Raw genomic sequence first — 12,187 nt, 5'->3', positions numbered from 1 at the left:
TTGGTTACTCCTTGTCAGCAGAAACTAATGTACCGATTGTCTCACCTAGCAGCGCCGAAGTAACGTTGCCAGGCTCAGACATTCCAAATACCCGAGTATTTAGTTTGTTATCCATACAGAGACTGAAAGCAGTGGCATCCATAACCTTCAGTTCCTTCTGTAGAGCTTCTTGATAAGTTAGATGATCAAATCGGGTGGCGGTGGGATCCGTCTTCGGGTCTGCGCTATAAACCCCATCAACACCGTTCTTACCTACCAACAGCTCTTGGCAATGGGTTTCGAGGGCACGCTGGGCACTTACCGTGTCGGTGGAGAAGAACGGCAAGCCAGATCCGGCACCGAAGATCACTACCCGACCTTTCTCCATATGGCGTACCGCTTTTAAGGGAATATAGGGTTCGGCAATTTGTCCCATAGTGATGGCGGTTTGCACCCGGGTAGTTACCCCTGCCTGTTCCAAAAGATCCTGCAACGCCAGGGAATTCATTACCGTTCCTAGCATTCCCATATAGTCGGCGCGCGCCCGATCGAGGCCGCGCTGGGAAAGTTCGGCACCTCGGAAAAAGTTTCCGCCCCCAACTACCACTGCGACTTGGACTCCTTGTTCAACGGCCGCTCCAATCTGGTGTGCTACCGAATTGATTACGTCTAGATCCATGCCAACTTGGCCGCCCCCAAAGACTTCGCCGGACACTTTCAGCATCACTCTGCGTTGTTTATTTCCGACTTTTTGGTTCACCCTTATCCCCTTAATATTGTTGTCCCTTGAGGGCAATATGCCTGTTACTACTTTAACCCGAAGCACTAAAGCTGGAGTACTTCTGCCTCGCGATCTTGTTATTTACTGGAGGAAAATCCCCAATTAACTGTCTGGATATAAAGATGTGGCCTCAGGATTTTCCTGAGGCCACATCATTATTTGTTTAAGAACCTACGTGGAAGCGGGCGAAAGCAGTAACTTTCCCACCCGAGGCTTTCACGATCTGTCCTACCGACTTCTTCGGATCCTTCGCAAAATCCTGGTCTAGCAGGCAGTTGTCTTTGTAGAAGGATCCCATCCGGCCTTCCACGATCTTGTCAACGATCTTTTCCGGCTTGCCCTCTTTCAGGGTCATTTCCCGCAGGGTTTCACGTTCTTTGTCCAGTTCCGCCTGGGGAACTTCGTCGCGATCAATGAAACGGGGGTTATAAGCGGCGATGTGCAGCGCAATATCGTGCGCCACGTCTGCGCCCGCCTTATCGGTGGCAACCAGTACCCCCACCTGTGCCGGCAGATCTGCCGAAGAATAGTGCAGATAGCTGGTCACGGCCTCGCCCTCGATCCGGGTTACCTTCCCCAAAACAATATTTTCAGAGAAGAGGGCGCCGATTTCCTCGACCTTTTCTTTCACGGTGCCTTCGCCGCATTTTGCTTCCAGCAGTTGCTCGCGAGTGCTTACCCCGCTGTCAACCAGTGCCTGCATGATTTCTTCGGCGGCCTCCACGAACTTGGGGGACTTGCCCACGAAGTCAGTTTCCGAATTCAGCTCTACCATTACGCCGGCCTGTCCGTCTGCGGTGTCCAGGACTTTCGCCATCACCAGACCGTTCGCAGTAGAACGATCTTCCCGCTTAGCCAGGGATTTCTTACCCGCTAACCGGATCGCCTTTACCGCTGCGTCCTTATCGCCGTTTGCCTCTTCCAGTGCCTTCTTAACTTCCATCAGACCTGCGCCGGTCAATTCGCGTAGTTCCTTAATGTCTTGCATCGAAATAGCCATCAGTATGTTCCTCTCGTTAACGATCCTTAGCGGATTATTCAGACTGTTCTGCTTCGGTGGGGGATTTTTCCTCTTCCGCGGAAGCTGCGGGCTCTTCGGTTTTCTTTTCTTCGCCCTCGTCGCTATTGGCGCTACCTTCTAGCAGTTCCCGCTCCCAATCAGCCAAAGGTTCATCACTGGCCGGAGCAGCTTCTTTGCTGGAGGAAGCCTCTTCTTCGCTAGCGTCTTTCTTAGCTGCCGCCTTTTGCGAGCGCGCAATTAAGCCATCGGCGCAGGCATCAGCAATAATCCGAGTGAGCAGCGCTACCGAGCGGATTGCGTCGTCATTGCCGGGAATACCGAACTCGATTTCATCCGGATCGCAGTTGGTATCCAGAATCGCCACGATCGGGATGTTCAGCTTGTTGGCTTCTGCCACTGCCAAGTGTTCTTTATTGGTGTCAACGATCCAGACAGCGGAGGGGATACGCGCCATATCGCGGATACCACCTAGAGTGCGGGAAAGCTTGTCTTTCTCGCGGCTCATCATCAACAGTTCTTTCTTAGTGCGCCCCGAACCGGCTACATCGTCGAAATCGATTTGTTCAAGTTCTTTTAGACGCTGCAAACGCTTGTGCACAGTCCCAAAGTTGGTAAGCATTCCGCCCAACCAGCGTTGGTTAACATAGGGCATCCCTACCCGCTCGGCTTGCTCAGCAATGGAGTCTTGGGCTTGCTTCTTGGTGCCGACAAAGAGGATGTTTCCCCCGCGCAGCACGGTTTGCCGCACGAAATCGTAGGCGCGATTAATGCCATCGAGAGACTGCGCCAAATCGATTACATAAATACCGTTGCGATCAGTCAAGATGAAGGGTTTCATCTTGGGGTTCCAACGCCGGGTTTGATGTCCAAAGTGTACGCCGCTCTTAAGCAGCTCAGACATGGTTACTACCGCCATGACTTCCTTTCAGTGCGCTATGGCGCACATATTTTGGGGCTATACGCCCCGCTTACGGTTTCCATTCGGTTCCTGGCACGACGTCCACTGACACCTGTTTCAACCAGTAGAAATCACTTTCGGGTTGCCCCAAAGGAATCCCACCAAAAACAGGACCGAAGTCAGCGTGACCCAGCTGGGCTGGTAGTCGCACGCGAAGTCACCTGGCAAGCCAGGTGCTAAGAGCTAGCTTAGCGGGAAATCACGGCCTACCCCAAGCTGAAAGAGGCACTGAACAGTGTTAACCTGCTGACAGTTTCCCAGATTGTACCGGTAGGATTACTTTTTCCAGTTATCCCCACTGGCGAATAGCTATCGCTTTTGCTTACCAACTTATTTAGGAGTTTCCCCCCCAGGGCTTACCGCGTTCAAGGTGTAAGGCATGAAGCGATCTTCTCCCCCACCACTGCTACTCTTAGCGGCGCTATCCGCCATTTGTCTCCTGGCAGCCGCTCCTGCTCCGCCAGCTCCGACTACCGGTCACCCCGCGGGTAACGCCCAGCTGGTAGATCTGCGACAACTATCCGGCGAAATTGGGTTCTACCATTGGCCTAGTCGCTCTCCCGTTAAAATTCTACGTCCCTTCAATCCCCCGGCGTCCCCCTGGGGAAGCGGGCACCGCGGAGTTGATCTAAACATTCCGACAGGCAGTGAGGTTTATAGCGCGCGCGGAGGAACCGTATTTTTTGTGGGAACCATCGCGGGCAGTCCCAGCATCTCGATTAAACATTCAGCGCTGATACGAACCACCTATACCCCGGTCAAAAGTGATTTAACTGTGGGGACGGCAGTGGTAGCCGGCCAAAAAATTGGAACCCTTCAGGCGGGGCACCCGGGTCTGCATTTTGGAGCCAAGATTGATGACCATCACTATCTAAATCCCCTACTGTTAATCTTTGGACCTATCCGACTCCTGCCCGATCCCTAGAATCAGGGGCTAGTATCTGCCCGGTTTTCCGCGGATTACTGTCCTGGTATTTGCAGCTACCCAAACACCGTCTGCAGCTGCCCAGTCACAAACTTCTCCGACGGAAAACCGGCAATAACTGCCCATAATACCGGTACCGAAAAGCACTTTTTAGGTAGTTTAGGCCCGAGGAAAAGCCTGCTGGTAAGCACCAATTATGCGATGCGCATCTACATGGGTATAGCGCTGAGTTGTAGACAGCGCAGAGTGTCCTAACATTTCCTGGATTACCCGCAGGTCCGCTCCGCCCTCCAACATATGGGAAGCCATTGAGTGGCGCAGGCCATGCGGCCCTAAATCGGGTACTCCTGCTAAGGCACAGGCGCGGTGCAAATGTCCCCGCACGATCCTTTCCGAAACTGCTCCCCCTTGCGCCCCCAAAAAGAGGGCGTTAGCAGGCGGCGACTTTTGGAGCTCACCCCGCGCCCTCTGCAAGTAAAAGCGGAGAGCTTTCGCGGCCTTATGGCTGAAGGGGACTATTCGCTCTTTTGATCCTTTGCCCCACAGGCGTACGGTGCCGGCTTCGAAATCAATATCTGCTGGAAGTAGAGCACATATTTCTCCCACCCGCGCCCCGGTTGCATAAATCAATTCGAAAATCGCCCAATCACGAGCCATGACCGCATCATTATCTGCTTGGCTTTCGCACCAGGTAAGCAATTGTTTTGCTTGGTCAACTGACAGCAAGTGCGGCAGGTTTTTCGCAGTCTTGGGGGTATGAAGTTGTTTCGCAAAATCCGTTTCCACCACTTGATTTTGTTTTGCCCATTTAGAGAAGGCACGCAGCGCAGCTATCTTTCGCGCAATGGTGGTATTCGATTGTCCTTCAGCACGCAAGTGCGCTAACCAGTTACGCGCCGCCGGTAAGGAACAGGCAGGCAGAATCGATTGTTCTTCTTTGATGTGGCAATGTTCCAGCCATCCACGCAGATCTGCCAGATATGCTTTTATTGAGGCTTCAGAAAATGCTTTCGCATATTTCAGGTAGTGGCGATAATCTTCGAGTACTTCCCCCCGTTTGACTGCTCGCATTCTTAGACCCCCGTCTTTTTCCATTTACCGGCTACCTGAATCACTCGCCCCTCCATTTCCAGGTTACCCATTGCCGCGACAACTTCCTCGATAGCTGCCCCGCTGGCACGGGCAATTGCCTCTATATTGGCGGGGCTACGCATCGGAGTAGCATCCAAAATCCTCCCGCTCAAAGGATCCAAACCGTCGAGATAACCGCTTACCACTCGGCCTCTTTCATTATTTACCGTCCCCAGAGGGGCAATCATTTCTAAAACGTCCTCTGCACCGCTAATTAAAGTAGCGCCGTCTCTAATTAGTTGGTTGGAACCTGCCCATTCGGGTTGATTAATCGGCCCGGGCACTGCCCCGACCTGGCGGCCTAGTTCTACCGCATGGCGGGCAGTGTTGAGCGCTCCCGACCGAAAACCCGCCTGGATCACTACGGTTGCAGCTGATAGTGCCGCGATCAGGCGATTGCGATCTAAGAATCGCCAGCGCGTGGGACGCGACCCGGGCGGGTATTGACTGAGCAACAGACCGCTGCGAGAAATCTGTTTAAACAAGTCACTATTTGCAGCCGGATAAGGACGATCCAGCCCTCCGGCAAGTAGAGCGATCGTGGGAGCCGAGGCACGCAAACACGCCTGATGAATCAAACAATCCACCCCGTAAGCACCCCCGGATACCAGGCTGATCCCTTCGCTAGCGCACCGCCAAGCAAGTTCGGTGGCGACATCATGTCCGAGGGCGGAAACTGCGCGCGCCCCCACCATCGCTACGGTTTTGCTGCTGTCCCGGTTCAGTAGAGAGGTATCTCCGATCGCCCACAGAGCCCAGGGGGCATTGCTGAGGTTATTAAACGTTGTTGGCCAATCAGAATCCCGGCGAGTAACTAACTTAAAGTGCCCCTTCGCTAATAACTTTTCTAGCGCTGGTAAGTCCAGTACTTCTAGGCGGGTGCGCCACCGGGCAAAACTCTTATCCCATTTATCGGTGCCGGTGCGCCGCAAAAGTTCTACTGGAAGATAAGTGTGCCAGCGCTGCGGATCATCACTGGCGGCGCGCCGGGCAATTTGTAACGCCGCAACCGGACCGAGTTCATTAAGGAGCAAATCGGCTGCCGGATCACCCGCCTCAGTAAGCCGGGACCAACTGGCACAGGCCAGACGGTACTGGTAGTTATCATCCATATTTACCTCTCTTTCCACGATTCGACCCCGTTAATTGGGGCGTTGTGAATTCTTAAGTGAATAGGCCAAACCAAAATCTTCCCGATTGGGTTTGTCGCGTCCCTGTAAATCAGCAACCGTCCAGGCTACCCGGGAAATCCGGTCAGCTCCCCGCATAGAGATCCGTCCCGACCCCACCAGCCGATCCAGACGTGCTTTCATGTCCGCATCGAGCGTGTGCTTCAAAACCCGGCTCGGAACCCGCGCATTGAGGGCTACTCCTTGCTCTTTCCAGCGCCATTGCGCGCGCCTACGGGCAGCTAATACCCGCTCGCGGACTGTCTTGCTGCTTTCTGGAACCTCGCTAGTGGTTAAATCGGTAATTTTAGGGCGCTCTACCCGGCACTGTAGGTCGATGCGATCCATCAGGGGACCAGAAAGCTTGGCTAAATAGCGTACTCGCTGATAAGGAGTACATTTGCACTCTTGTCCCAATTGACCCCACATTCCGCAAGGACACGGATTTGCCGCAATCACCAACTGGAATGCAGCAGGAAAACTGGTTACCGCTCGGGAACGATGCACCGTGATCTTTGCAGTTTCAAGAGGTTGCCGTAAAGCATCCAAACTGCGGGATTGAAACTCGGGAGCTTCGTCAAGAAAGAGGACGCCGCGATGCGCTAAGGAAATCGCGCCAGGGGCGGCTATGCCGCTACCTCCTCCGATTAACGCTGGTAGCGTAGCAGAGTGATGCGGCGCTATAAAGGGAGGACAACGCATAAGTCCCTGAGCAGGTATGAAAGTACCCGCTAAGGAGTGAATAGAAGTTACCTCTAGAGCTTCTTCATCATCAAGCGGCGGTAGAATCCCCGGTAGGCAACGCGCCAACATAGTTTTTCCAGCCCCGGGAACCCCAATAAAACTCAGGTGGTGACCTCCGGCGGCCGCAATCTCTAATGCTTTTCGAGCAAGAAAAGCTCCCCGTACCTCCTGTAAATCTGGGGGATCATCTGGGATAGACTCCGGATGCAGATTCGGCCGCGCTGGCGCTGTCGTGGCTCTAAGTTCTGCGACCCGCGCCTTCATTTTTCGCATCCCCAAATAATGTAGCGCCTCTACCAGGTGCGATACCCCGATGACCTCTATTCCTTCAATAAGTGATGCCTCTGCAACTGCCTCGGAGGCCACCATTACTTTCTTGAAGCCCGCGCGGCGCGCCGCCAAAACCTGTGGCAAGATTCCTTTTACTCGATAGACCCGTCCATCCAGGCCTAGTTCCCCGCAAAACACCATTCCGGCTGCGCGTTTTTGTACCCCGGCATAGCGCGAAGCCACTACTGCCAGTGCAATCGGCAAATCAAAACCGGAGCCCGTCTTGGGTAATTCCGCGGGTGAAAGATTAACCGTTAACCGGGTGGGCTCGAAGCGGAGACCTGTAGAAGCGATCGCGGCCTCCACCCGTGACCGGGATTCTCTAAGTGAAGCATCCGGCAATCCCACCAGTGCAAACGCCGGTAAACCTTGGGTGTGGTGTGCCTCTACTTTAATCAGGTGGCCACTTAACCCCACCATGCCTAGGGCAAAACAAGTTCCGATTTGTGGCATTTTAGATCCCCCGACAGTGGGTAACCACCGGCACTTTTCCCTCGGAAGCATCGATAGCAATCATATCGATGCGCACTCCGCCTCTGAGCCGCGCCTGGGGATGGCAGCTGAGCCACAAGCTAACTAATTGACGTAAGCGGCTATATTTTTCGCGCCCTATTCCCCGCTTTGCACCCCCATATTGCCGGGTGCTTCGGGTTTTTACCTCCGCAAAAACTAGACCTGTCGAATGGGGATCCCGGCAGATAATATCGAGTTCCCCATAGCGACACCGCCAGTTGCGCTCGATTATTTGATATCCGCTGTCTTTAAGCATGCGGGCGGCAAGTTCTTCCCCGGCCGCACCGATTTCGCGGTTTTTCGTTCCCATTCCTTAAGGATTACCTGCTGCAATCGGGAACTAAACTTTTTATTTAGCGGTCAAGGAAAACCAACAACTAGCTTCCCTGTGGACAAGCAAAATCGCCGGGTCAGTCTCTAGCACCCCCAATCAGGTGCGCGGGTACTCGCCTTCTAGAATCGAATCCTAAACTAGTCTGCTTGTTCCGGACTGCGTATCAGGTAGTCAAAAGCACTCAATGCTGCATTAGCACCGGCTCCCAAGGCAATCACAATCTGTTTATGGGGAGTATTAGTACAATCCCCAGCCGCGAAAATCCCCGGCACCGAAGTCGCACCCCGGTTATCCACCTTGATATAGCCATCTTCCATTTGAACCGTTCCCTGCAACCAATCGGTGTTAGGAATCGATCCGATCTGCACAAAAATGCCATCCAAATGCAATTGCTGTGTCTGGCCTGCGGCGTCACGGTATTCGAGGCCGGTTACGCGATGACCATCCCCCAGCACCCTGGTGGCATTGGCAGAATGGATAACTTTAGTATTGGTTAACCCCTGGAGCCTATCGACCAGTACCTTGTCGGCTTTCAGCCGGTCTGCTAGGTCGATCACGGTAACTTCCCGCGCTAGAGCCGCTAAGTCAATCGCTGCTTCTAGCGCTGAGTTTCCGCCTCCCATCACCGCTACTTTCCGGTCAGCAAATAGCGGGCCATCACAGTGCGGACAGAAGGTGACTCCTCGGTTTAAGTATTGTTCTTCCCCGGGGATGTCTAGGCGTCTGAAGTTGGTTCCTACACTGATCACCACACTGCGAGCCCGAAGCAGAGCCCCGCCCTCGGTAGTGACCGGGATTAAGCCGTCCTCGCCGCGCTCCCCGATTTTTTCTATCCGAATCCCACTGATCTGATCCACCGCGTAATCGCGCAGGTTAGCCTGGAAAGTCCCCGCTAACTCTTCCGGTTGAACCCGCTCGAGAGTAATCAGGTTCTCAATCTGTCCGCTCTCCAGGACTTGCCCACCGATACGGTCGGCTACCATCCCGACTCGCAACTGTTTTCTAGCAGCATAAACTGCGGCGGCAGTTCCCCCAGGTCCGCCCCCTACAACTAACACATCGAAGGGCTCCAGGGCGTTCAATCGCTTGAGTCGCAGCCCGGTCATGCCCCGCCCTATCTTGGACACAATCTGCTCGAGGGTTACCCTGCCCTGCAGGAATACTTCCCCATCTTTTATCACTGTGGGCACTGACTGTAGATGGTGATGTTCGAATTCTTCCCAGAAAGTCCCGCCATCTACGGTGGTGTGTTTAATCAGCGGATTAAGCACCGCCATCGCATTTAAGGCCTGTACCACATCTGGACAGTTCATACAGGAAAGCGAAACATAGGTGATGAACTCGGTGGGCTCGTCAATCTCTTTGATCGCGGCAATAATATCCGCATCTGCTTTTACCGGATGTCCGCCTACCTGCAGCAGCGCCAACACAAAGCTGTTGAACTCGGTTCCGGTCGGTACCCCCGCGAACCGTACGCTGATATCAGAATCCACGCGCCGGATAGCAAAGGAAGGTTTGCGGGGATTTTCTTCCCATTTGACCTGGATTAAGTCCGATAATCCCGCAATCTGGTGCAAAATTTCTGAAGTCTGCTTGGATTGTTCACTGTAGTCCAAGGACGTAGCCAGTTCAATCGGGTATTTAATCAACCCGATAACTTGTTTTACCTGATCAAGTATCTTTTCTTCTAACATGTTTATAGCTTCCCGGACAGATCAAAAGTCGGGGTGATCGTGCTTTCACCCAGATCCCAATTCGCGGGGCATACTTCATCGGGGTGATCGTAAATATACTGCGCTGCCCGCACTTTTCGCAGTAGTTCTCCCGCGCTACGTCCGACTGCATCGGAAGTGGTTTCAACGTATTGAATAATCCCGCTGGGGTCAATCAGAAAAGTACAACGATAGGCACACCCGGACTCTTCATCTAAAGCTCCAAAACCCCGAGAAATCTTGCCGGTAGGATCCGCCACCATGGGAAAAGAAATCTTTTGAATCCTTTTTGAGCTGTTATGCCAGGCTTTATGGGAATGATGTTTATCGGTAGAAACCGAGTAGACCTCCACCCCCATCCGCTGTAGCTGGGCGTAATTGTCAGCTAGATCCTCTAGTTCGGTGGGGCATACATAGGAAAAATCTGCCGGGTAGAAAAAAACAATCGCCCATTTATCGCGGTAATCTTCACTGGAAACATCGACAAAGGAGTCATTGTAGAACGCTATCCCGGACCAGTCCGGCGCTACAGTATTAATTTTGGACACTGTCAGCCTCTTTCGCCTTTTTACAATCGTTAGCTGTCTAGTAGTTCTCTTATATGGTAACAGCCACTTGCTACCCCGGTTAGGTAAATGCCGAAAGCGGACCCGGATTTTAGATAGTTATTTCCGATTCTGGCAGCTTTTCGACATTTATATCTTTGAAAGAGTAGACCTTCACCCGATTTACAAAGCGGGAAGGACGATAAATATCCCACACCCAGGCATCTTGCAAAGTTACTTCGAAGAAAACATCCCCACCATTGTTGTGCATTTGCACATCTACCTGGTTAGCCAGGTAGAAGCGACGATCGGTTTCCACTACGTATTTGAAAATGGAAACCACGTCACGGTATTCGCGAAACAGGGCAAGTTCCTGATGATTCTCGTACGCCTCTAGATCTTCAATGCCCAATGTCATCCTTTCTGCGTGCTGAAAACTATCGGAGGCTGCACCCGTTTTTCCCGGCGAACCTGCCAGGCTCTAGCTAAAGATGCAGAGGACACCCCCTGCAAATTCCAACTGAGACGATGAGACGAATCTAGCCCCAATTGCGCAATTGCCTGCAGATGTTGCGCGGACGCATAGCCTTTGTTTTTTGCCCAACCATATCCGGGATCGGATAGGTTGCTCATTAGTCTATCTCGAGTAACTTTTGCTAGCACGGAGGCGGCGGCGATAACTACCGATTTGCCATCCCCTTTTACCACGGTGGTAACTTCCCGCGGGATTTGCATTTGCGAGGACGCGCTCGTCGCCGGTGCCGGCTGGTCCGCACTAGCGTCCGCAAATAAATCTGTGGGAGCGGACAGATAGTCAAAACTGCCATCTAAAAGCAGCAGTCGCGGAGAAAAGCCCTGTTCTCCCAGGACTTTAAAGGCGCGGAAGGCGGCGATCCGCAAAGCGGGAGTTAGTCCTTCTTTGTCGATTTCCTCGGCGCTGGCCATTCCTACCGCCCAGGCTGCTGGCCAGGCAGAAAGCTCGTCAAACATGGCTTCTCGCCGCCGGGGCGTTAACTGTTTTGAGTCGGTTAAACCGGCGGGCGGCTCTCCTTCGGTGCCATCGATGACCGCTACCCCTACCGCGAGCGGGCCGGCGATTGCCCCGCGGCCGACCTCGTCAATACCGCCCACGCAGCACATTTGTAAGGTAGGGACTTTAGCAGCAGAAACTGGTAGAACTGAGCCCGCCCCATAGCGGTCTTGGGTGCGTTTGAGGAGAGATAGTTCCAGTTCACGGGAAGGTATGGTTGCCATTTTAGGGAGCAGGCGGTACCGCCGCGAAAGCATCGGTATTTTTGATCGTCGATAGGCGGTTTATCGGCCACATAATGGCGAATGCCCGTCCGGTGACTTGATCCAGGGAAACGAACCCCCGGGATGGCTCTTTCATATGGAAACGCGAATCCTCTGAATTGGAACGGTTATCGCCCATCACCCAAAGTTTTCCAGCCGGCACAGTAACATCAAATTTGATTAAGGAGGGAGCGCTTCCAGGGTTGATATACCCGCTTTCGTCTACGCTTACTCCGTTAACTTTCAGCCTGCCATTGGTGTCGCAGCATTGCACTCGATCTCCTGGCAGCCCTATGATCCGTTTCACCAGGTGATTCTGGGAATCGTCGGGGCGCAGACCTACCCAAATCAGTAATTTTCCTGGCAGGGAGGGACGCGGGGTATCCGCATTACGTTTCAGCCAGTTATCGTCATCTTGAAAAACGATGACGTCCCCGCGGTTAAGTTGGCGGTAGTCAGGTACTAGTTTGGAAACGATAATGCGATCGTTGATTTGCAGAGTTTGTTCCATCGAGGAGGACGGAATCTGGAAGGCTTGCAGTAAGAAAGCTTTGATTATCGCGGAGATAGCTAATGCCACGAACACCATCATTAGGGTCTCTCGCAGCATCAACCACCATTTGGAGGGGGTTTTACGCGCGCGCCGGCCACTATTTCGGGCGGAGGAACCTGTCCCCGGCAGCCCTAAATCGTTTGACTCTCGCGCATCTTTCATACGTTTATCTCCCGCCATCAATCAACATTTCCATCAT

The 12,187-nt window shown here is 53.2% G+C and carries 14 protein-coding genes; 1 reads left to right on the top strand and 13 read right to left on the bottom strand.

Translation table 11 applies throughout. The features are described 5' to 3' along the window. Window positions 1-4: 4 nt before the first annotated feature. The 4 genes from pyrH to RDM26_RS03170 all read right to left on the bottom strand — a co-directional run bounded on the left by pyrH (window position 5) and on the right by RDM26_RS03170 (window position 2,890). On the bottom strand, window positions 5-703 hold the full coding sequence (gene pyrH / locus RDM26_RS03185; RefSeq protein ID WP_238128060.1) for a UMP kinase: 699 nt from the start codon (window positions 701-703) through the stop codon (window positions 5-7). Between the two features lie 220 nt (window positions 704-923). Then, entirely contained in the window at window positions 924-1,763 is an 840-nt protein-coding gene (tsf, locus tag RDM26_RS03180) for a translation elongation factor Ts (RefSeq protein WP_374041811.1), read from the bottom strand. A 31-nt stretch (window positions 1,764-1,794) separates the two neighbouring features. Beyond that, entirely contained in the window at window positions 1,795-2,697 is a 903-nt protein-coding gene (gene rpsB, locus RDM26_RS03175; protein WP_307737591.1) for a 30S ribosomal protein S2, read from the bottom strand. A 52-nt stretch (window positions 2,698-2,749) separates the two neighbouring features. Further along, window positions 2,750-2,890 (bottom strand): hypothetical protein, encoded by a 141-nt coding sequence (locus RDM26_RS03170; RefSeq protein WP_307737590.1) that lies wholly within the window; start codon window positions 2,888-2,890, stop codon window positions 2,750-2,752. A 228-nt stretch (window positions 2,891-3,118) separates the two neighbouring features. Between RDM26_RS03170 and RDM26_RS03165 the strand changes: the two genes are divergently transcribed. Beyond that, window positions 3,119-3,664 carry a peptidoglycan DD-metalloendopeptidase family protein gene (locus RDM26_RS03165; protein ID WP_307737589.1) on the top strand — a complete coding sequence of 182 codons (546 nt, stop codon included), beginning with the start codon at window positions 3,119-3,121 and terminating at the stop codon, window positions 3,662-3,664. Between the two features lie 159 nt (window positions 3,665-3,823). On the opposite strand, the gene RDM26_RS03160 is transcribed toward RDM26_RS03165, so the two are convergent. From RDM26_RS03160 to lepB, 9 genes are all read right to left on the bottom strand, one after another. Beyond that, window positions 3,824-4,759, bottom strand: coding sequence for a tyrosine-type recombinase/integrase (locus RDM26_RS03160; RefSeq protein ID WP_307737588.1), 936 nt, complete (start codon window positions 4,757-4,759; stop codon window positions 3,824-3,826). Then, window positions 4,738-5,907 (bottom strand): DNA-processing protein DprA, encoded by a 1,170-nt coding sequence (gene dprA, locus RDM26_RS03155; RefSeq protein ID WP_307737587.1) that lies wholly within the window; start codon window positions 5,905-5,907, stop codon window positions 4,738-4,740. Before dprA ends, RDM26_RS03160 begins: the two co-directional genes overlap by 22 nt. A 30-nt stretch (window positions 5,908-5,937) precedes the next feature. Beyond that, on the bottom strand, window positions 5,938-7,491 hold the full coding sequence (locus RDM26_RS03150; protein WP_307737586.1) for a YifB family Mg chelatase-like AAA ATPase: 1,554 nt from the start codon (window positions 7,489-7,491) through the stop codon (window positions 5,938-5,940). Between the two features lies 1 nt (window position 7,492). Beyond that, the gene (locus RDM26_RS03145) at window positions 7,493-7,861 is read right to left on the bottom strand and encodes a YraN family protein (protein WP_307737585.1); all 369 of its coding nucleotides are present in this window, start codon (window positions 7,859-7,861) and stop codon (window positions 7,493-7,495) included. A gap of 161 nt (window positions 7,862-8,022) precedes the next feature. Then, window positions 8,023-9,579, bottom strand: coding sequence for an alkyl hydroperoxide reductase subunit F (gene ahpF / locus RDM26_RS03140; protein ID WP_307737584.1), 1,557 nt, complete (start codon window positions 9,577-9,579; stop codon window positions 8,023-8,025). 2 nt (window positions 9,580-9,581) lie between these two features. Continuing rightward, window positions 9,582-10,145: a redoxin domain-containing protein gene (locus RDM26_RS03135; RefSeq protein WP_288291942.1), complete on the bottom strand. Its 564-nt coding sequence runs from the start codon at window positions 10,143-10,145 to the stop codon at window positions 9,582-9,584. Between the two features lie 109 nt (window positions 10,146-10,254). Further along, complete coding sequence (locus tag RDM26_RS03130; protein ID WP_022864068.1) at window positions 10,255-10,560, bottom strand: DUF2469 domain-containing protein; 306 nt, start codon at window positions 10,558-10,560, stop codon at window positions 10,255-10,257. After that, window positions 10,557-11,396 carry a ribonuclease HII gene (locus RDM26_RS03125; protein ID WP_307737583.1) on the bottom strand — a complete coding sequence of 280 codons (840 nt, stop codon included), beginning with the start codon at window positions 11,394-11,396 and terminating at the stop codon, window positions 10,557-10,559. Before RDM26_RS03125 ends, RDM26_RS03130 begins: the two co-directional genes overlap by 4 nt. Window position 11,397: 1 nt before the next feature. Beyond that, the gene (gene lepB, locus RDM26_RS03120) at window positions 11,398-12,168 is read right to left on the bottom strand and encodes a signal peptidase I (RefSeq protein ID WP_307737582.1); all 771 of its coding nucleotides are present in this window, start codon (window positions 12,166-12,168) and stop codon (window positions 11,398-11,400) included. Between the last annotated feature and the right edge of the window lie 19 nt (window positions 12,169-12,187).

This window comes from uncultured Varibaculum sp. (assembly GCF_902489465.1).
In the GTDB taxonomy this organism is placed as follows: domain Bacteria; phylum Actinomycetota; class Actinomycetes; order Actinomycetales; family Actinomycetaceae; genus Varibaculum.
The sequence above is the reverse complement of the archived record's forward strand: the minus strand, read 5'-3'. Positions and strand labels throughout refer to the sequence as shown.